This is a genomic window from Pseudomonas sp. AC255 (assembly GCF_979258175.1).
Genome location: NZ_OZ409841.1, coordinates 5,339,145 through 5,359,801 on the forward strand (window position 1 = coordinate 5,339,145; position 20,657 = coordinate 5,359,801).

The 20,657-nt window shown below is 60.8% G+C and carries 16 protein-coding genes and 1 pseudogene; 7 read left to right on the forward strand and 10 right to left on the reverse strand.

Going from position 1 to position 20,657, the window contains the following annotated elements:
* Positions 1-42 precede the first annotated feature (42 nt).
* The 8 genes from ACZZ0K_RS24025 to ACZZ0K_RS24060 are packed head-to-tail and all read right to left on the reverse strand — an operon-like array spanning position 43 to position 9,031.
* The gene (locus ACZZ0K_RS24025) at positions 43-1,173 is read right to left on the reverse strand and encodes a glycosyltransferase family 4 protein (protein ID WP_150743180.1); all 1,131 of its coding nucleotides are present in this window, start codon (positions 1,171-1,173) and stop codon (positions 43-45) included.
* Positions 1,174-2,304, reverse strand: a complete 1,131-nt coding sequence (locus ACZZ0K_RS24030) for a glycosyltransferase family 4 protein (protein ID WP_150743179.1) — start codon at positions 2,302-2,304, stop codon at positions 1,174-1,176.
* Positions 2,288-3,655 carry a glycosyltransferase family 4 protein gene (locus ACZZ0K_RS24035; RefSeq protein WP_150743178.1) on the reverse strand — a complete coding sequence of 456 codons (1,368 nt, stop codon included), beginning with the start codon at positions 3,653-3,655 and terminating at the stop codon, positions 2,288-2,290. The genes ACZZ0K_RS24030 and ACZZ0K_RS24035 overlap by 17 nt, the downstream gene beginning before the upstream one ends.
* Positions 3,652-4,905 (reverse strand): ABC transporter ATP-binding protein, encoded by a 1,254-nt coding sequence (locus tag ACZZ0K_RS24040; RefSeq protein ID WP_258707375.1) that lies wholly within the window; start codon positions 4,903-4,905, stop codon positions 3,652-3,654. The genes ACZZ0K_RS24035 and ACZZ0K_RS24040 overlap by 4 nt, the downstream gene beginning before the upstream one ends.
* Entirely contained in the window at positions 4,905-5,702 is a 798-nt protein-coding gene (locus ACZZ0K_RS24045; RefSeq protein ID WP_258707374.1) for an ABC transporter permease, read from the reverse strand. Before ACZZ0K_RS24045 ends, ACZZ0K_RS24040 begins: the two co-directional genes overlap by 1 nt.
* Positions 5,703-7,145, reverse strand: a complete 1,443-nt coding sequence (locus ACZZ0K_RS24050; RefSeq protein ID WP_252885066.1) for a mannose-1-phosphate guanylyltransferase/mannose-6-phosphate isomerase — start codon at positions 7,143-7,145, stop codon at positions 5,703-5,705.
* A 3-nt stretch (positions 7,146-7,148) separates the two neighbouring features.
* Positions 7,149-8,120: a GDP-mannose 4,6-dehydratase gene (gene gmd / locus ACZZ0K_RS24055; RefSeq protein WP_105704732.1), complete on the reverse strand. Its 972-nt coding sequence runs from the start codon at positions 8,118-8,120 to the stop codon at positions 7,149-7,151.
* Positions 8,117-9,031: a GDP-mannose 4,6-dehydratase gene (locus ACZZ0K_RS24060; protein ID WP_258707373.1), complete on the reverse strand. Its 915-nt coding sequence runs from the start codon at positions 9,029-9,031 to the stop codon at positions 8,117-8,119. Before ACZZ0K_RS24060 ends, gmd begins: the two co-directional genes overlap by 4 nt.
* A 426-nt stretch (positions 9,032-9,457) precedes the next feature.
* Here ACZZ0K_RS24060 and ACZZ0K_RS24065 point away from each other — a divergent pair, with 426 nt between their 5' ends.
* From ACZZ0K_RS24065 to ACZZ0K_RS24090, 6 genes are all read left to right on the forward strand, one after another.
* Positions 9,458-11,035, forward strand: coding sequence for a glycosyltransferase (locus tag ACZZ0K_RS24065; RefSeq protein WP_150743173.1), 1,578 nt, complete (start codon positions 9,458-9,460; stop codon positions 11,033-11,035).
* A complete protein-coding gene (locus ACZZ0K_RS24070; RefSeq protein ID WP_463559503.1) occupies positions 11,029-12,354 on the forward strand; it encodes a glycosyltransferase in 1,326 nt (441 codons plus the stop codon). Before ACZZ0K_RS24065 ends, ACZZ0K_RS24070 begins: the two co-directional genes overlap by 7 nt.
* On the forward strand, positions 12,326-13,480 hold the full coding sequence (locus ACZZ0K_RS24075; RefSeq protein WP_258707372.1) for an acyltransferase family protein: 1,155 nt from the start codon (positions 12,326-12,328) through the stop codon (positions 13,478-13,480). The genes ACZZ0K_RS24070 and ACZZ0K_RS24075 overlap by 29 nt, the downstream gene beginning before the upstream one ends.
* On the forward strand, positions 13,474-14,313 hold the full coding sequence (locus ACZZ0K_RS24080) for a class I SAM-dependent methyltransferase (RefSeq protein ID WP_150743170.1): 840 nt from the start codon (positions 13,474-13,476) through the stop codon (positions 14,311-14,313). The genes ACZZ0K_RS24075 and ACZZ0K_RS24080 overlap by 7 nt, the downstream gene beginning before the upstream one ends.
* Positions 14,314-14,449: 136 nt before the next feature.
* Positions 14,450-15,634 carry a DUF3142 domain-containing protein gene (locus ACZZ0K_RS24085; protein WP_258707371.1) on the forward strand — a complete coding sequence of 395 codons (1,185 nt, stop codon included), beginning with the start codon at positions 14,450-14,452 and terminating at the stop codon, positions 15,632-15,634.
* Entirely contained in the window at positions 15,621-17,756 is a 2,136-nt protein-coding gene (locus tag ACZZ0K_RS24090; protein ID WP_463559506.1) for a hypothetical protein, read from the forward strand. Before ACZZ0K_RS24085 ends, ACZZ0K_RS24090 begins: the two co-directional genes overlap by 14 nt.
* Here ACZZ0K_RS24090 and ACZZ0K_RS24095 read toward each other — a convergent pair.
* Positions 17,753-18,382 carry a LysE family translocator gene (locus tag ACZZ0K_RS24095; protein WP_252882908.1) on the reverse strand — a complete coding sequence of 210 codons (630 nt, stop codon included), beginning with the start codon at positions 18,380-18,382 and terminating at the stop codon, positions 17,753-17,755. The genes ACZZ0K_RS24090 and ACZZ0K_RS24095 overlap by 4 nt on opposite strands.
* A 146-nt stretch (positions 18,383-18,528) precedes the next feature.
* On the opposite strand from ACZZ0K_RS24095, the gene ACZZ0K_RS24100 reads away from it, so the two are divergent.
* Positions 18,529-19,002, forward strand: a complete 474-nt coding sequence (locus ACZZ0K_RS24100; protein WP_056791036.1) for an Lrp/AsnC family transcriptional regulator — start codon at positions 18,529-18,531, stop codon at positions 19,000-19,002.
* 100 nt (positions 19,003-19,102) lie between these two features.
* Here the strand turns inward: ACZZ0K_RS24100 and lpdA are convergent.
* A pseudogene (gene lpdA / locus ACZZ0K_RS24105) lies at positions 19,103-20,502 on the reverse strand (dihydrolipoyl dehydrogenase).
* Between the last annotated feature and the right edge of the window lie 155 nt (positions 20,503-20,657).

The following is a 20,657-nucleotide window of genomic DNA, read 5'->3' on the forward strand; positions in this document are numbered from 1 at the left end:
GCAGACGCGAGCCAATTCGCGTCCTCTGAAGGCGGGTCATGTTCACGCGTAGGACAGCGCCTTTTCTGCCAGCAATTCCTGATACAACTCAGTCCACTTGCGGCCCATCACGTCGGCAGTGAACAACTGCCGATAACGCGCTTCTGCCTTGATGCCCATGGCGGCTGCGCGCTCGGGGTTTTCCCATAACGTGCGCATGGCTTCGCTGAATGCCTGTGGATTACTGGGCGGCACCACCAGACCGGTTTCGTTGTGGATATTGATGAAACTGGTACCGGTGCCGATCTCACTGGAAATCATCGGCTTGCCGTACATCGCGCCTTCGAGCAACGAGATGCCGAAGGCCTCGGAGCGCAAGTGCGAAGGAAAGACGAACGCGTAGCTCAATTGCAGCAGCGCGACTTTGTCTTCATCGTCCAGGCGTCCGACGAAATGGATGTTGCGCAAGCCAAGTGCAGTGGCCTGAGCGCGCAGCTTCAGCTCCAGCGGGCCGGCGCCGACGATGACTGTCGGGTAGTCCGCCTGCTTGAGCGCGTCGAGCAGGATATGCAAGCCTTTGTAATAACGCATCACCCCAACGAAAAGGAAAAATTTGTCCCCGACTTGCTGACGCCAGCGGTTCATCCGCTCACCGTCAGGTTGTGGATAACCTGCCTTGTTCAAGCCGTAGGTAATGACGCGAGTCTTTTCCTGGAACTGCTGCAGTACATCACTGGTGTGCAAATAGTTGGGCGATGCGGCGACGATTCGGTCGGCGCTGGCCAGGAATCGTTGCATCAGCGGTCGGTACAACTTGAGCAGGTGTTTTTGCCGAATGATGTCCGAGTGATAGGTGACCACACTGGGTTTGTTCAGGGAGCTGGCGAAGTGCACGAGATCCATGAATGGCCATGGGAAGTGATAGTTGATCACATCGGCCTCGGCGGCCAACTCGCGGAACTGCTTGAACACGCTCCAGGAAAACCCGGTCGAGGCGAACTGGATATCCAGTTTCGCCCGGTGCACTTCATGCTGGCCCAACTGCATGACCCGTGGTGTCGGATCCGTGCTGAGAGTCAGGACTTGCGCTTCGATGCCGTGCTGAACGCCGCTTTCGCATAGTTGGAAGACGACTTGTTCAATGCCGCCGAATGAGTCGGGCAGGTAAGTCTTGAAAAAATGAAGAACACGCATTCAACCTCCCATGGCCTGGCGGTAGGCACCGGCCGTGGCCTGTGCACAACGTTGCCAGGAAAAAAGCCGCGCCTGCTGCAATCCTGCTTCGCGGCAGGCCTGCCAATGCAGCGAGTCGTCAAGCAGACGGCTCATTGCATCGCGCAAGCCCTCGGCATCGTTCGCTTCAATATAGTTGCCAGCCTCGCCGGCTACTTCCGGCATCGCCGAGGAACGGGTGGTCACCACCGGCGTGCCGCTGGCCATGGCTTCCAGCACCGGCAAGCCAAAGCCCTCATACAGCGATGGAAATACCAGCGCCCGGGCGCCGGCCAGCAGTTGCGCCAATTGCTCATCGGGCAGATAGCCGAGCAGGCACACGTGGCCGCTGGCCAGTGCCTGGCGCAGTGGCTCGTTGAACTGTTCGCGCTGCCACCCGGCCATGCCTGCAATCAACAAGGGAAAGCGCTGGCGCACGGCGTCGGGCAGCAGGGCGTGGGCCTGCAACGCCAGGCTCAGATTCTTGCGCGGCTCCAGAGTCCCGACACAGAGGAAATATTCCCGTGCCTGGACCGCGTGAGCCTTGAGCACACTGTCGATTTCCTCAAGTGGCCGGGGACGGAAGCGCTCGGACACACCCAACGGCGCCACAACGAATTGCTGTGCAGGGAGATTGAAGTAGGCCTGCGCCTCGTCAGCGATCGCCTGCGAATCGGTCAGAATGACCCGCGCCTGCTCCACACCGGCGGCCAGACGACGTTCGATTTCCCTCAAACGTGCAGGTGGCTGGGTTTCTGGAAAATGCAGGTGCGTCAGATCATGCAGGGTGATCACGGTCGGGCCGTCGAAGGCCAGCGGCCACAGGCTTGGCTCGTGATAAAGATCAATCTTTTGTGCACGCACCTGATCGAAACGTTTCTGCTCCAGCCAGCGGCGTGCCTGATAGGCCCCGGGAATTTTTCGCAGCAATGGCGTCATGCGCGAGTAGCCGGGCATGGCCGCGTCCGGCAGGGCCGAACTCCAGCCCCAGCCATGAAACAGGCTTACGTCCACATCAGGTTCGCTGCGCAAGGCGTTGACCAGTTCGGCGACGTAGTGGCCGATGCCGGTGCGCGGCGCTTGCAGGATGCGGGCGTTAAGAGCAATGCGCATGCGGCCTCGCTTGCACGCGCGGGGCCTGCAAAATATTTTCAAGACTGCGGGTCGCCAATTGCTCACTGGCCTCGCGCCAGCCGATCCAGCGCCAGTCAGCGACCTCGCGGGCGGCGGGAAACTGTCCGCTGCGCTGATAGGTTTCGATCAGATCGGCAAGGCTTTGTGGGTCCTGCAGATCGAAATAAGCCATGAACTCGCCACCGATTTCGCGGAATACCGCGATGTCGCTGCCCATTGCCGGCAACCCGCGTTGCATCGCTTCCACCAGCGGCAGGCCGAAGCCTTCGACGAACGAGGGGAAGACCAGCGCACTGGCCTGCGCATATGCGTATTCCAGGCTGGTGTCGCTCAGGTCATTGAACATGAACAGGCGCCGATTCAGTTCCGGATGATTGCGGATTCGCTCGAGCAGCGCCTCGCATTTCCAGCCGATACGCCCAGCGATGCACAAGCGTGCCGTCGAGCCGGCAGCCCAGGCGCGTTCGAAGGCGTCGAGCAGGTACCCATGGTTCTTGCGCGGCTCGATGGTGCTGACCATCAGAAAGATCGCTTCGGACCCGGCGAACAGATTCTTGAGGCGTGGTTCGACCGATGCTGCGCTGTGATGCAGATCGAGTTCGGAACCCAGATGGAAGAAATCAAACCAGCGACTGTCAGTCTGGTCAGCGCCGATTCTGCGCTGCAATTCGCCGTGCACCTGATCGCGCACGGTGGCCGAAATCGCCATGTAGCCGTCAGCGGTGCGAGTGATCCAGTCGAACCATTCGTTGAAAACCTCAACCAGACGCGTGTCGTAAAACTGCGGATGTGTCAGCGGAATCAGGTCGTAAACCACGGCGATCACGCCGACTCCGTCGCGTTTGAGCTGTTCGACGTGGGCGAAAAAGTCCGAGTGCCATGAGGAATCCAGCAGCACCAATTGATCGCCCTGCTGATGTTGCAGCGGCGAACAACGTTTGAGCAACTGCCTGCGATTGATCTGCCGGCTCAATCGTATCGGCAAGCCGAATACGCCGATTTGCGTGAGTTGATAGCCAACATACAGCAGCCCTCGGGACACTTTCGAAGTGCATCGCGCATCGCGGCGCTGGTGCCACTGCCAGAAACGATGAGCCAGGCGCTCCAGGCGTTCGCCGAAGGTTTGCAGAGCATTCAGGAACGGCGCGTCGAGCGGCGCCAACCTCAGCACACGATAGAGCTGGCCGTTGATCACCACCACTGGCAGGCACTCGACCCCTTGCGCACTGGCCGGCAATTGCTTGACGACGTTGCGCACCACGCGCTGGATTCCGGAATTGACCTTGGGGTGTTTGAATACGTGAGTGCATTCGACCAGCAGGCGGGTCATGGCGCGCGCTCGACAGACAGGGCCTCGGTGTCGCGGCTGATGGTGGTTTTGGCGTCCAGCCAGGTACAGCCGACGAAGTCTTCCCGACGGCTGTTGATCACCTGGAACACCATCCCGTAGTCACGCCACTCGAAATTGCGATCCAGATGTGAGTCCAGACGCGACAGGCTCAGCGACACCGAATAGTTGCCTTTGCCCAGGCCCATGATGAAGGCGAAGCGATAGGTGAAGCGTTCACCGGCGCGCAGATCGGTCAATGCCTTGTTCAGCCGGTGGGTGTTGATGCCGTACATCATCTGGCCGAGGCGATCCTTGAGAATGAAGCCCAGCACCAGCCGTTCGATGTCCTTGCGCACTTCGACCTGCACTTCGAGCACCACCGGTTGGCCGACTTCGACAGCCTCAATGCTGCGCTGGTTTTCATCGAGCAGGCGTACGCTCAGAATCGCCGCCTCGCCGGTGCCGGAGACCGTTTGCACCTCGCCGCCGGCGAGCGTTTCCTGGCGAACGACCTGACCCTCACGTTCGGCCATCAGCGCATTGTAATAATCGAGAACCGGCTCCGGTTTGCCGCGCATGGCCACGCGCCCATCCTTGAGCAGGATCGCCGAGTCGCAAATCGACTGAATCGCGAAGCGATCATGGGACACGATCAATAACGTCGTGCCGGATTTGCGAAAGCTGCGGATGCGTTCGAAGCTCTTGTGCTGGAAATAGGCATCGCCCACCGACAGCGCTTCGTCAACGATCAGGATGTCCGGGCGCCGGGCGGTGGCGACACTGAACGCTAAACGCATCTGCATGCCGCTGGAGTAAGTGCGGACCGGGTGATCGATGGCTTCGCCGATTTCGGCAAAACGCTCGATATCGGGCATCAGGGCCTGGATTTCTTCAAGCTGCATGCCCAACAACTGACCGGCCATGATTGCGTTCTGCCGACCGGTAAAGTCCGGGTGGAAACCCATGCCCAGCTCCAGCAGCGCTGCGACGCGACCCTGCAATTCAATCCTGCCCCGGGTGGGTTGAGTGGTGCCGGTGATCATTTTCAGCAAGGTGCTTTTGCCTGCTCCGTTGGCGCCGACGATACCCACCGCTTCACCCGGAGCAATCTCGAATTCGACATCTTGCAGTACCCAGTGCTGTTGATGCCGAAGCGGCGAAAACGGAATCAGCCACTCGGCCAGCCGTGCCCAGCGGTTTGGGTATTGCTTATAGGCCTTGCCCAGGCCGGTGACGCGAATATGTCCCATCAGAGTTCATCCACCATTTCGCCGACGCGCTGGCGAAACAGCCGCAGACCGATCAGACAGAACACCACGCCAGTAATGAAAACCGGCAGCAGCGAACTCCATACCGGCCACTGACCGTAGAGAAACAGGTTCTGATAACTGCTGAACAGGTTGGTCAGCGGGTTGAGTTGCAGCAGGCGCTGCACCCATTCCGGCAGGATCGTGATCGGGTAGACGATCGGTGTCAGCCAGAACCAGAACTGCAGGCAGATGCCGAACAACTGGCCGACATCGCGAAAGAACACGTTCAACACGCCAAGGACCATGCCCAGCCCGGCGCAGAACATCATTTGCAGAGCAATCAGCGGAATCAGCGCCAGCAAAGCCATTCCCGGCCAGCGTCCGGTGATCAGCAGAAAACCGAGAAACAGGCTGATGATGATGGCGAAATTGATCCCGGCATTGATCAATACAATCGCCGGAAGGCAGATCCTCGGGAAGCTGATTTTCTTCAGCAGGTTGGCGTTTTCCAGAAACATGTTCTGACTGCGCAGGGTTATTTCGGAAAACAGTCCCCAGGCCAGCAGACCAGCGCACAGGTAGACGCTGTAGGCCATGCTGTCGTCCACACCCGGTAAACGTGCGCGCATGATCTGGGAAAAGATCACCGTGTAGACAATGATCATCGACAGCGGATTGAAAATCGGCCATAGCGCGCCGAACAGCGAATTGCGATAACGCGCTTGAAACTCGCGCTGCACGCTGCCGAGGATGAATCCACGGTAGCTGCGCAGCGAGCGGTACAGGGAAAGCAGCATTCAGAGCGTCCTGCCGTATTGATCTTCAAAGCGAACGATATCGTCCTCGCCCAGGTATTCGCCGCTTTGCACCTCAATGATGACCAGGTCGATCACCCCGGGGTTCTCCAGGCGATGCTTGTGGCCGGCGGCGATGAACGTTGATTCATTCTTGGCGACCAGGGTCGTGCCGGAACCGTTGTTGGTGACCTTGGCCATGCCTTCGACCACTACCCAGTGTTCGTTGCGATGATGGTGCATCTGCAACGACAACTTGCCACCGGGTTTGACCACGATGCGCTTGATCTTGAAACGCGGGCCTTCCTCCAGAACGGTGTAGGTGCCCCACGGACGGCTGACCGTACGATGCAGGCGATAGGCTTCGTGGGACTTGTCCTTGAGTTGCTTCGCCACGCGGCGTACATCCTGCGCACGGTCGGCATGGGCCACCAGCACCGCGTCGGCGGTGTCGACGATGATCAGGTTATCCACACCGACGGTTGCCACCAGCCGGCCTTCGCTCTGCACGAAGTTGTTGTGGCTGTCGATGAAGATCGCTTCGCCGCTGGCGCGGTTGTTGTCGGCATCGGCGGGAATCAGCGCGGCGACCGCGCTCCACGAACCGATGTCGCTCCAGTCGAAACCGGCAGGCACCACCACGACTTTTTCCGAGCGCTCCATCAGCGCGTAATCGATGGAGATGTCGGTGATTTCGGCAAACAGGGTCGACGACAACTCCTGTTGCAGGCAGCCGACCGTTTCGACCGGTGCGCTGACGGCCATGCAGGCGCGGGTCTGTTCCAGCAACTCGGGTGCGTGCAGTTGCAGTTCGGCAATGAGCGTCGCGGTGGTGAAGCAGAACATCCCCGAATTCCACAGGAAGTTGCCGCTCTCCAGGTAATGCGTGGCGGTCTGCAGGTCGGGTTTCTCGACGAAGCGCTGCACCTTGGCCGCGCCTCTGGCGTCCAGCGGCGCACCGGTTTCGATATAGCCGAAGCCGGTTTCCGGCGCGGTAGGGACCACGCCGAAGGTCACCAGATAACCGTCCTTCGCCAGATTCACTGCGTGCTCGACCGCACACTTCAAGGCGTCCTGATTGACGATCAAATGATCCGCCGGCATCACCACCATGATTGCGTCGTCACCATGCAGCGCCTGCAATGACAGTGCTGCCGCTGCGATCGCCGGTGCGGTATTGCGCCCGCTCGGCTCCAGCAGAAAGTGCCCGCGATGGCGCGATACCTGAGCCGCGCAATAGTGATCCTTGCTCTGGAAGTAATACTCGCGGTTGGTCACCGTGACGATGTCGCCCCAGCCGTCCAGCAACGCCGCCGCACGTTGGTAGGTCTTGCCCAGCAGCGACTGGCCGTCGGGCAGGGCCATGAACGGCTTGGGGTGGCCCTCGCGGGACACCGGCCACAAACGGGTGCCGGCACCGCCGGACAGAATCACCGGAATCAGCATGGCCTACTCCTTGGCGACGCGTTTCATGTCCGCATCCATCATCATGCGGATCAAGGTATCCAGGTCGGTTTTCGGTTTCCAGCCCAGCACACGCTGGGCCTTGGCCGGGTTGCCGAGCAGCACTTCGACTTCGGCCGGGCGGAAGAACGCCGGGTCGATCTTCACGTAATCGCGGTAGTTCAGGCCGACGTGATCGAAGGCAATGCGGCACATCTCGCGCACGGTGGTGGTGACGCCCGTGGCGACCACAAAATCGTCGGGTTTGTCCTGTTGCAGCATCAACCACATGGCTTCGACGTAATCGCCGGCAAAACCCCAATCGCGCTTGGCGTCAATGTTGCCAAGCGCCAACTCGTGCTGTTTGCCCTGCTTGATGCGCGCGGCGGCGTCGGTGACTTTGCGTGTGACGAACTCAATACCGCGCAACGGTGATTCATGGTTGAAGAGGATGCCGCTGCTGGCGTGCAGGTTGAAGCTTTCGCGGTAGTTGACGGTGATCCAGTGGCCGTAGAGCTTGGCCACCCCGTAAGGGCTGCGTGGATAGAACGGGGTGTTTTCGTCCTGCTGCTCTGCCTGGATCAGGCCGAACATTTCGCTGGTCGAGGCCTGATAGAAGCGCGTGTGCGGGCTGAACTGGCGAATCGCTTCGAGCAGGTGCGTCACGCCCAGCCCATCGACGATGCCGGTGGTCACCGGTTGATCCCAGGAGGCGGCGACAAAACTCTGTGCGGCGAGGTTGTAGACTTCGTCCGGTGCCGATTTGATTACCGCACGCTGCACCGAGCAGGCATCGGCCATGTCGCCGTCGAGGTAGACAATGTCGGCTTCGACACCCATCTCGCGCAGGCGCCAGCGTGAATCGCTGCTGCGTCGAGCAACGAGGCCGTGAACCTTGTAACCCTTGTCCAGCAGCAGTTTGGCCAGATAGGCGCCATCCTGGCCCGTGATCCCGGTAATCAGTGCACTTTTTGTCATTCTTGTCGTACTCGCATCTCCCAGTCGGACAGGATCGCCCGCAGGGATTGTTGTGTGGTGGTGGCTGGCGCCCATCCTGTGGCGTTGGCCAGTTTTGCGTGGCTGCCGCAGACGCGGCGCTGGTCGGCGCGACGCATGCGCGCCGGATCCGGCACCAGTTCAACGTCGACTTCGGCCAGATCGGCCAATTGCTCGATCAGGCTGCGAATGCTTTGCTCGCGGCCCGAGCAGATGTTGTAGACCTGCCCCGGTGTGCCGTTTTCCAGCAATGCGAAGTACGCGCGAATCACATCGCCGACATCGAGGAAATCGCGGGTCACGTCGATATCGCCGACTTGCAGTTGCGGTGCTTGCAGGCTCTGTTTGATGCGGCAGATCTGCCGGGCGGCACTGGCGATCACGAAGCTGTCCTTCTGCGCGGTGCCGATGTGGTTGAACGGACGCGCCACCAGCACCGGCCAGCCTTCACTCAGGCCCCATTGCAAGCTGAGGAACTCCGCTGAAAGTTTGCTCACCGCGTAAGGATTGCGCGGCAGCGGCGGTTGTTGCTCGGTGATCGGCAGGTGCTGCTCGCCGACTTGCCCGTAAACGTCGCCGGAGCTGACGTACAGGAAAGTGCCGGCAAAGCCGCGAGCCTTGAGCGCCTGCAACAGGTTGAGGGTGCCGAAAAGATTGATATCGAGGGTGCGGGCCGGGTCACGAAAGGCTTCCGGCACGAAGGTCTGTCCGGCCAGATGAATGACTGCATCCGGCATCTCGGGCCAAAGGTCGATGAGGCTGTCGGCGTTCGTAAGGTCGTAGGCCGATGCGGCAGGCAGCAGCGCCCACGACGATCCCGGCGAAGCCAGACGAGACTGAATGTGTTGTCCCACGAAGCCGCTGAGGCCCGTGACGAACAGACGTTTTTTCAAACAGCGACCCCTTGGTCATGACTTGCGCCGCTTTCCCGGATGCTTTTGGGATAAGTCTGAAATACAGCGGGGAATATCCGCGCAAACAGCAGGCGAAGCCGTTGTTGTAGTTGTTTGGTTGCCAATCTGTGCCAATTGCTCGGCAATTTCAACCGGGCAAACCGTGACTGGTCAGTTCTCGTCAGCATAGTCCGATTTATTCTCGCCCGGCGGTTCCCGGACTCGCGATGGATGTGTTTAGAATGGCCTTCGTCGCGAGTTGGCCGGTTGTTTTTGGGGCGCCGCGACGCGGGGTGAAACTGACCACTAAAACAAGAACAGAGACGTGCCCGATGATGACGGACGAGTGCCGGCCTTGCCGACCCGATCCGACGCGCGGCCGTCATAGCATGAAGTAGCCGGGATGGCGCTTCATCGTGGGATGCCATGAATTTCATTCTTTATTCGGACGTCAACGACAGCTCCATCAGTGCCAGTCTGGGGCGTCCGGAATACAGCTATTACTTTGTCCTCAAAGCCTATCGCCCGGTGCTGGAAAGCCTGGGGCGCGTGCACGTGGCCGGATCTGTCGCCGACGTCGATGTGATTTACCGGCAATTGCTCGCCGCAGGTGAAGACACTGTGTTCCTGTCCTTCACCCCACCGCAGAAGACCCCGGTTGATCTGGAATGCCCGACGATTTGCGTGGTGGCCTGGGAGTTCGATTCGATCCCGAATGAACAATGGGACGACGATCCGCGTCAGGACTGGACACGCATGCTCGCGCGCCACGGCCGGGTCATCACTCTGTCGAGCCACACGGCAGCGGCCATCCGCCGCGCCATGGGCGAAGCGTTCCCGGTGCTGGTTTTGCCGACGCCGTTGTGGGACAGCTTCGCAACGATTCGTCAGCAACACCAACCCATGCCGGTCAATCCCGGGACTGCACTGGCGATCAAGGGCTGTATTTTCGATTCACGCACCCTCGGCCTGTCAGCCGATGCGCTGATCCCAACGCCAATCAGCCCTGAAGAGCAGGCTGCACTGGCCGCAGCAATTGAAGCCGCGCGCCCGCCACCGTTGACGTTCAAACGCCGACTGGTCATTGCTCGACATTATCTGCGCCTGTGGGTGCTGGATCTGGGACACGAGCAGGCGGAACCAGTGCCACGGGTGAAATTTCTGCACAACTGGTACTGGGAGGGCATTCGCGATCTGCTGCCGGACGCTTTGCATGGCTGGCTGCAACAGCGTTGGCCTGAGGTGTGCGGCGCTGCGCCGGTGCCCGTGATCGAACCGGCGCCACTCGATCTGCCGGACACCTCATCGGTGGTCGAAACCACAGTCGAGGGTGTGGTGTACGTCTCGGTATTCAATCCCAAGGATGGCCGCAAGAACTGGCATCGACTGATCAGCGCATTCTGCTGGGCGTTCCGCGAAACGCCCGACGCGACGCTGGTGCTCAAGATTACCCAGAATGATCTGGCGTCCTATTACAGCGAGTTGATGACCCTGCTGGCGCAACTCACACCGTTCGCCTGTCGGGTCGTGGTGATGCACGGTTACCTCGACGACGCGCAGTACGCCAGGCTCTATCAGGCGGCCAGTTTCTACGTCAACGCGTCACGTTGCGAAGGGCTGTGCCTGCCCTTGATGGAGTTCATGTCCAGCGGTAAACCGGTGATCGCCCCCGATCACACGGCGATGGAAGATTACATCGATGACTCGGTGGCGTTCGTGGTCAGGTCCAGTGAAGAGCTGACGATCTGGCCGCAGGACACGCGGATCATCTACCGCACGCTGCGGCACCGCCCCGACTGGGGCTCGCTGAAAAACGCCTACGAAAACAGCTATCGAATGGCCAAGGCCCAGCCGCAGGAGTATCAGCGGATGTCTGCCGCCGCCGTCGCGCGCATGCAGCAATACTGCGCCTTCGCGCCGGTGCGCAAACGGCTCGCGGAGTTCTTTGCGCTGACAGCAGGCCCCACCGATGCTGCGCCTGTGACGGATAACGCCTCATGCTGATCATCATTCATTCGGAAACCAACCGGCACACCATTGCGCAGAACCTCGGGCGTTCGGAGTACAGCTATTACTTCGTGCTCAAGGAGTATCGTCCGGTGCTCGAACGCATCGGTCGGGTCGTGGAAGTGGCCGATCCGCAGACGGAAGTCGATGCTCTGTATCTGGAGTGTCTGAGCCGTGGCGAGCCCTGCGTGTTTCTGTCGTTCTCGCCGCCGCATCGCACTCCCGTTCACCTGGCCTGTCCGACGCTGCCGGTGTTTGCGTGGGAGTTCAGCACGATCCCCAATGAAGCCTTCGCGGGCGAGCCGCGCAATGACTGGCGTAGCGTCTTGCATGCCTGTGGCGCAGCGATCACCCACTCCAGCTACACGGTCAATGCCGTGCACGAGGCGATGGGTGCCGAGTACCCGATCGTCGCGGTGCCGGCGCCGGTCTGGGACCGCTTTGCTGCCCGTGGCGCGAAAATGCCCGAGCAAGCCCTGGCCACCGCCTACAGCCTGACGATCAAAGGTCTGGTCGCGGACAGCCGCACCCTCAATCTGAATGCATTCGGGCCGGCGCACCTGCGCAGCGGCGACGGCATCGACTTCGCCGCGCCGGCCTCCGAGCAGACGCTGGTGCTTGACGGCGTGGTTTATACCTCGGTGTTCAATCCCGGTGACGGGCGCAAGAACTGGGAAGACATGCTCAGCGCTTTTTGCGTTAGTTTTCGCGATGTCGAAGACGCGACGCTGGTGCTCAAGCTCACTCACCACGACGCCGAAGAAGCGCTCAGCGATATCCTCCACCATTTGTACAAAAACCAGTCTTACCGCTGCCGCATCGTTCTGATCTACGGTTACCTTGCCGATCCGGACTACGAGCAACTGGTGCAGGCCACGCGGTATGTGGTCAACACCTCGTACGGTGAAGGCCAGTGCCTGCCGCTGATGGAATTCATGTCCTGCGGCAAGCCGGCGGTGGCGCCGCGTACCACGGCGATGATCGATTACCTGAGCACGGAAAATGCCTTTCTCATCGAGTCCACCGACGAGCTGACAGCCTGGCCCCACGACCCGCGCAAAGCCTTCCGAACCCTGCGTTATGTGACCAACTGGAGCTCATTGTGCGAGGCCTATCGGGCCAGTTACGACGTCGCGAAAAACCAGCCGCAGCGCTATGCCGAGATGTCGGCGCAGGCAGTCGTAAGTTTGCAGGCGTTCTGCAGCCAGACTGTGGCTGAACAGCGTTTGCGAGGGTTTCTGACGCAGTTGTTCGAGCATCGTGCGCCTGCTTTGGAAGCCCCCAGGCATGAACGCCAAGCGCATCATGGACGTTGAAGTCCTGCGTGCGGTCGCGGTGCTCGCGGTGTTGTTCCACCATTTGCCGGACAATCTGTTCACTGACCCGGTGCCGTCGCTGGCCCGGATCCACGAATGGGCGCAGACGTGGTGGGGCGTCGACCTGTTTTTTGCGATCTCCGGTTTTGTCATCGCCCGCAGCTTGATCCCGGTGCTGCAAGGCTGCACGACGGGCCAGGAGCGCTGGCAACAGGTGCGCCATTTCTGGCTGCGCCGGGCTTTTCGCCTGTTGCCTTCGGCCTGGTTATGGCTGGCGGTGATCCTGCTGGCCTGTATGTTTTTCAACCGGTCCGGTGCGTTCGGTACGCTGTCCGCCAATCTTCAGGCGACCCTCGCCGGGGTACTGCAATACGCCAATTTCCGCTTCGCCGACAGCTTTTTCCAATACGAATACGGCAGCAGTTTCGTCTACTGGAGCCTGGCGCTGGAGGAGCAGTTCTACCTGCTCTTTCCGTTGCTGATCCTGTTGTTTCGCCGACACCTGGTCTGGGCATTGCTGGCGCTGGTGGCGGTGCAGATTCTGACTGTGCGCACGCCTTTGCTGATGGTAGTACGCACCGATGCGCTGGCCCTTGGCGTGCTGTTGGCGATGTGGAGTGCGCAGCCGGGTTTTCAGCGCTGGCAGCCCTCGTTCTTGCGCCGACCATGGCTTGGCATTTCAGCGTTGATGGTCATTGGAGCGCTGTTGAGCTTCATGGCCACCGACCGTTTTACCCTGGCCAATTATCGGATCGGTTTGATCGCCGTGCTCAGTGCGCTGCTGGTCTGGATCGCCTCGTACAACTGTGACTACCTGATGCCTGCCGGACGCTTGCAGCGGTTGCTGGCATGGATCGGCAGCCGCTCCTACGGTATCTACCTCATTCACATTCCGGCGTATCTATTGGTGCGTGAACTGATCTTTCGCTTGCAGAGCAGTGGCCTGCCGAGCCCCGCCGGACATCCCATCATTACGATGCTGATTGCCTTTGGCCTGATCGCGCTCCTCAGCGAACTCAACTACCGCGTGATCGAAATGCCGATGCGCAATCGCGGTGCTGCACTGGTCAAGCGCCTCGACACCTCCCGAACCGCTATTACCTCACCCGGAGCCACCTCATGCTGAGCTTTTTGAAGAAACTCTCGGCGACAGCGCCTGCACAGCCTGCAGCAGAACCGGTCGCTGCGGTCGCCGACAAAGTCGACCCGTACATGCTCGGCCTTTACGATGCGAAGCTCAGCGGCTGGTTCAACCAGGAAACTCACGAGCTGTACACGGGGTTCGCCGTGAGCGCCGACGACACGCTGCTTGATGTCGGCTGCGGTGATGGCGGCAACGTGCACTTCTGCGGTATGCGCGGGGCGAAGATCATTCTTGCCGATATCGATACGGCCAAGGTCGAGGCCACGCGCCGGCGTCTGAGCGACACCCCGGCCCGGGACATCGAATGCCACGTTACCGACTGCAACCCGCTACCGATTGCCGAGGCAACGGCGACGCGCGTGGTCTGCACCGAAGTTATCGAACACGTTGACGATCCTGCGCAGTTTCTTGCCGAACTGGTACGGGTTGGCAAACCGGGTGCGTTGTATCTGCTGAGCGTGCCGCATCCCAGCTCCGAGGACCTGCAAAAGGACATCGCCGCGCCGGAGTATTTCCAGAAACCCAACCACATACGCATCATCAGCGAAGACCAGTTCAAGGCCATGGTCAGCGAGGCCGGGCTGGAAATCATCAGCCACAGCCAATATGGCTTCTACTGGTCGATGTGGATGATGTTGTTCTGGGAGGCCAAGGTCGAGTTCAGCAATCCCGATCACCCGATGCTCGAGCACTGGGCCAATACCTGGCAAGCGGTGCTTGATTCCCCGCGCGGCGCGCAGATCAAGCAGGCGCTGGATGCGGTGGTGGCCAAGAGCCAGGTGATTATCGCGCGCAAACCTGCGGCATCCCTGTAGGCGCTACGGCACGCTGCGATCTTTTGATCTGGAGTCTTGAAGCAAGATCAAAAGATCGCAGCCTCGTTTCACTCGTCAGCTCCTACACGGTTTTTGTGTAACCTTGCAGCCCTGTGGTTTCAGGGATTTTCAAGGTATGCGGTTGATTGTGTGTCTGTTCCTTGGCGTCTTGCTTGCGGGTTGCGAGCAACACGTCGCGCCGGCCCTCGACCAGCAACTCTACGTCTGGCAACGCCAATGGACACCTGCGCATGAACCGGCATTGCGCGACAGTCGCCATGACTTCTCGACCCTGCGCGTACTGGCATTGCAGGCCTTTCCTGGCGAGCGCTGGAGCCGGGCGCGGGTTGATCCGGCATTGTTGAAAGCCGATGGTCGCCCTCTGATCGCAGTGATTCGCCTCGATGGTCAGCTGCAATCACTGGACCAGCAGCAGGTCACCGCGCAGATTCGGCAAGTCATCGCCGATTGGCAGGCGCAGGGCCTCACGTTGAGCGGCGTCGAGATCGATCACGACGCCGGTACAGCACGGCTGCCTGCGTATGCCCAATTGCTCAAAGATCTGCGCGCGACCTTGCCGCCATCGTTGCCTTTGAGCATCACCGCACTGCCGGCCTGGCTCGACAGCGCGCACTTGCCGGCGCTGTTGCAGAGCGTCGACAGCAGCGTGCTGCAAGTCCACGCCGTGAGCGATCCGCGACTGGGTCTTTTCGACGCCAGGCAGGCGTTGAAGTGGGCCAAGGCCTGGGCACATGTCAGCGACAAACCGTTCTATCTGGCGCTGCCGGCCTACGGCGTTGCGCTGTTGAGCCATGATGGTGGCGCGCCGGTAGTGGAAAGCGAAGTGCAACTGGAGCGCGGCGGGCAGCGCCGGGAATTGCTCGCCGATCCGCAGCAACTAAGCCAATTGGCCAAAACCTTGCGCGAGAATCCGCCTGAGCATCTGGCCGGGTTGATCTGGTTTCGCTTGCCGCTGACCAACGATCGTCGCGCCTGGAGCCTCACCACTTTGCGCGCCGTGGCGCGGGGCGATTGGCTGAACAGTCGGTTGGATTTGTCATTCAAAGAGCAGGATGGACTCTATGACATCCAGCTCGAAAACCGCGGCAATCTCGACAGCCCGTGGCCCGCGCAAATTACGCTGAAGGCGCAGGATTGTGCAGGCGCCGATGCGATCGCCGGTTACTCGTTGCAACAAAGTGCCAATCTGCTTACCTTCACCCGCCTGCGTGACGGCCGCTTGCCGGCGGGCGGGCAGCGCGCTGTCGGTTGGGCGCGTTGTGCACATATTGATCAAGGAGGTTCGCATGTTGACCCGTAACTGGCCCCGCCATCTGCTCTGCCTGAGCCTCAGCCTGCCGCTGGGTTCGGCGCTGGCCTGCGGCCCGGACTTCCCGATGCGCCTGCTCGACAATCGCGCGCAGACCCTTGCCGATTTGCCCGAGGGCAGCTTCAGCTTCGAAATCAGTCGCCTGGGTAAAACCATTGCCGGGCTGAAAAACGTCACCGCAGCGACCCATAACCCCAACGACTATGCCGAAGACAACGCGTCAGAGCTGGCCCGCGAACAGGCTGAGCAGGTTGGCCTGAGCGCCGAGCAATACGCGGTAGTCAAGCGCCTGCGCGGGCTCAGCGATGCCCATCAGGCCGAGGAGCAGGGCGCCAGTCTGCCGGTGGAAATCCGTTTGTACGTCGCCGGCGCGGTGGCTTTTGCCACCGGTGATCATCAATTGGCCACGGAGTATTTCAACAAGGTGCTGGCCCTGCCGGCGGACCAGCGTCCGTTGCGCAGCACGTGGGCGGCGTATTCCCTCGGGCGCATCGCCTTCGCCATGAGCAACGAGGCGCACGATCGCATCGAAGCGCTGGAGCAGGCGCGCGATGCCTTTCGCCAAGCCCGGCAACTGAGCATCGACGGCTTCAGCGATCCGCTGGAACTGGGCGTTGCCAGCCTTGGTGAAGAGGCACGGGCGTTGCGCAGCGCGGGCGACTGGAGCGGCGCCATCGAACTGTACGAAGCACAGAACCTGCACGGTTCGGCCGTCGGTTACACCTCGCTCAAGCAACTGATGAACGAACTGGCCGAATTGCCGGAATCTCAGCTGGCCAAACTGCTCCAGCAGCCAGCAGTGCAGCAACTGGTCACGGCGTCGCTGGTCAGCCGTCAGGGCTGGTCTTTCGGTGAGCAGCCGCCGAATGAAAAGAAACTCGTCACACTCTTGCAAAACAGCACCCGTGGCAGCCTCGACAATGCCGATCGACTGGCGGCGATGAGTTATCAACAGGGCGACTACGCGTCTGCCAAGGCCTTTCTGGTAAACGCCGGGGACGGCGGACTGGCCTGGTGGCTGCGGGCAAAACTGGCAGTGCGTGACGGCGACACGACTGCCGCCGCTGCCGCCTACGCCAAAGCCGCCCAGGCCTTTCCGCAGAACGAAGACTGGGGTTATCGCCGCACGCCGGACTGGGCGTTTGAAACGGTACAGCCAAAATGCCGGGTGGAGGGCGAAAGCGCGATCCTGGCGTTGCAACGCGGCGAATACCTGCAGGCTTTCGTGCAGCTGTATCGCAGCAACAGCCTTTACTGGTTCGATGCCGTCACTGTTGCCGAGCGGGTGCTGACGGTCGATGAGCTCAAGCGGTACGTCGATGAGAACGTGCCGGCGCCGCCGCCATTGACGCAGCAAGAGCGCGACAACTATGTGCCGCTGTCGGTGGCCGCCAATCTGCGCAATCTGCTCGGTCGGCGCTTGCTGCGTGAGGGACGTTACGAGGAAGCGGTCGGTTATTTCGCCAGTGACGATCTGCAGCACAAGGCCCGGCTCTATGGCGAGCAACGGCTCAAGGCCGAGTCGGCGTGGTGGCCGAGCAAACGCGCCAGTGCGTTGTACAACGCCGCATGGACGGCCCGGGAGTGGGGCATGGACATCCTCGGTTATGAGATGGCCCCTGATTACGCCACCTTCGGTGGCAATTACACGCTGGAGAGCACGAAGCTGGATGTCGGCCCGCTGATTTCCACGGCGGAAGTGCAGCGCCAACAGGCCAGCGCCGCGCAACCGGATCAGCGTTATCACTATCGTTTCGTCGCCACGGCACTGGCCAGTCGCGCCGCCGATAACCTGCCGCACACCAGTCAGGCGTTTGCCGCCGTGTTGTGCAACGCGGCCGGCTGGAACAGCAGCCTTGAGGACCAGAGTGCGTTGTATCAGCGCTACGTCAAGGAAGGTCCTTATGTGCCGTGGGCGCAAGACTTCGGCAATCAATGCCCGTACCCGGACTTCGAAAATGCCGACAAGCGCTACGTCACCCAGGTGACCGATGCCGTGCGTGAAACGCTGCGGCCGTACAAGTGGCCGGTGCAGATCGGCGCGATCGTCGTAGTCGCGGCCATCGCGTTACTGCTGATCACCCGTCGTCAGCGCAAGGTGCGCAAAGGCTAGGCCTGTTGAATAAAGCTCAGGCGTACGGCGAAGCCAATCAACAGACTGCCGAACAGCCATTGCTGAACGCGCTGGGCGGTCGGACTGTGTTGCAGCCAACGGCCCAGAGCCGCGCCGGTCAGGGCAACCACGCTGTCGAACAGCAGGCCGACGCAGACCAGCACCAGGCCGAGCACGGCGAATTGGCTCAATACCGGCGCGCCGTGACTGACGATGAATTGCGGCAACAGCACTGAGCAGAACAGCAAAGCCTTGGGATTAAGCAGGTTGGTCAGCAAACCGCGACGGATCGCATCGCGCCACTGGCCGGGAGCAGGTGCCTGCTCTTGGTTTTGCAGACTCGGTACCAGCGAGCTGCGCAAACACTGGATACCGATCCACAACAGATAGGCCGCGCCAGCGATGCGCACCACGTCAAAAGTCCACGGCGCCGTTTTGAACAGCGCCGCCAGCCCCAATGCTGCCAGTGCCACGTGGCAGGCGCGGGCGATGGCCAGGCCCAGTGCGGTGGCCAGCGCCGCACCGCGACCTTGCCGCGCACCGGTTTGCAATAGCAGGATCATGTCCGGTCCCGGCAGTAGCAGAACCACAGCCAGCGTCAGAATAAACAGCCAAAGACTTGCCACATCACACCCCGTTTTCGATGTCGATTTTCTCGCGCCAGTCTAGAGCGAGACGGCAGGGCAGGTGCTTGCGTAGTCGGCTTCTATTGTTCACAGCTTTGGCATAACCTGCTGGATTTCAACCGTCAGACTATCGGGATCTGCCAAAGATGAAACTCGACGCTTATGACCGCAAGATTCTCGCTGCGCTGCAGCGCAACGGCCGCCTGAGCAATGTCGAGCTGGCGGAACAAATCGGCCTGTCGGCCTCACCGTGTCTGCGCCGGGTGCGCATGCTGGAAGAGGCGGGGGTGATCCGAGGCTACCAGGCCAATCTGGATCGCGATGAAGTCGGGCTGGGGCTGACGGTGTTTGTCGGGGTCAAGGTCGAGCGGCACAACGAAGAACGCGCCGAGGCTTTTTATGCGGCCGTCACTGCGTTGCCTGAAGTGGTCTCAGCATTTCTGGTGTCCGGCGAATCGGACTTTTTGTTGCAGGTAGTGGTGCCTGACTTGCGCGCTTATGACCGCTTTGTCAGCGGCCATCTGCTCAAGCTTCCGGGTGTGAGCGATATTCGCAGCAACTTTGCCATTCACACGGTGAAAGCGCCGGGGGCGTTGCCGTTGGGGCATCTGCCGCTGTAGACCGGGTGGCACCATTCGCGAGCAGGCTCGCTCCCACAGGGGGAACGCATTCCAAAGTGGGAGCGAGCCTGCTCGCGAAGACGGCGGCAAGGTTTGGAACCTACATCTGCGTCGCCATCCCCTCGACATTCATCGCTGCCTGCCGCAACGCTTCCGAACGCGTCGGGTGCGGATGGCAGGTCAGGGCAATGTCCTCGGCCGAGGCGCTGAACTCCATCGCCACACAGAACTCGCCGATCATCTCGCTCACGCTCGGCCCGACCAGATGCACGCCGAGCACTTCGTCCGTGCGCTCGTCGGCGAGGACTTTGGCAAAGCCTTCTGTTTCGTGATTGATCTTCGCCCGGCTGTTGGCGGTGAAGGGAAACTTGCCGACCTTGTAGGCGCGGCCCTCGGCCTTGAGCTGTTCTTCGGTCTGGCCGACGCTGGCCAGCTCCGGTTGGGTGTAGATGACGTTGGGGATCAGCGCGTAATTGACCTCGCCAGCCTTGCCGTGGATCTGCTCGACGCAGGCCATGGCCTCGTCTTCAGCCTTGTGCGCGAGCATCGGGCCGGACGTGACGTCGCCGATCACCCAGACCCCGGCGGCTTCGGTGCGATGTTGCTTGTTGGCGAGCATGCCGCGTTTGTCGGCACTCAGGCCGACGTTCTCCAGCCCCAGGCCCTTGGTGTACGGCCGGCGCCCGATGGCCACCAGCACATAGTCGGCTTCGATCAGCTCAGCCGTGCCACCGGCGGCAGGCTCGACGCTCAGCTGCACACCTGTAGCTGAGCTGGTGGCGCTGGTGACCTTCGAGCTCAGTTTGAAGGCAATGCCTTGCTTGCTCAGCGCGCGCTGCAAGGTCTTGCCGGCCTCGCCATCGACGCCGGGGCAGATGCGATCAAGGTATTCGACCACGGTGACCTGCGCGCCGAGTCGGCGCCATACCGAACCCAGCTCCAGGCCGATCACCCCGGCACCAATGACCACCAGATGTTTGGGCACTTCACTCAACGACAGCGCGCCGGTGGAATCGAGGATGCGCTGGTTGTCGATCTCGACGCCGGGAAGGGAGTGGGTTCGGAGCCGGTGGCAATGATGATGTCCTTGGCGCTGAGTTCGCTCTTGTTGCCTTGGGCGTCGGTCACCGTCACTTTGCCCGGGCCGTCGATATGGCCCCAACCCTTGATCCAGTCGACTTTGTTCTTGCGAAACAGAAATTCGATGCCCTTGGTCAGGCCGGCGACGCTTTCGTCCTTCTGCTTCATCATCTGCGCGAGGTTCAGCGTCGGTTTGACCTCGATGCCGAGATTGGCGAACTCTGTCCCCACCGCAGCGGCGTACAGCTCCGACGCGTGCAGCAAGGCTTTGGACGGCATGCAACCGACGTTCAGACAGGTGCCGCCGAGGGTTGCACGTCCTTCGACGCAAGCGGCCTTGAGCCCGAGCTGACCGGCGCGGATCGCTGCGTTATAACCGCCGGGGCCACCGCCCAGAATTACCACGTCATAGTTGCTCATGCGCTTGCTCCAGATTGCTCGATGGGGATAGCCAAGATTAGTTGCGATAAAGATTATGTGCGTAATATGAGCTTCGTCGAACATTTCGGTCAAGGCTTCAGGCAAGCGACAGCTGCGGCATCTTTGAATAGATGCAATTGTGTACGAATATTTCA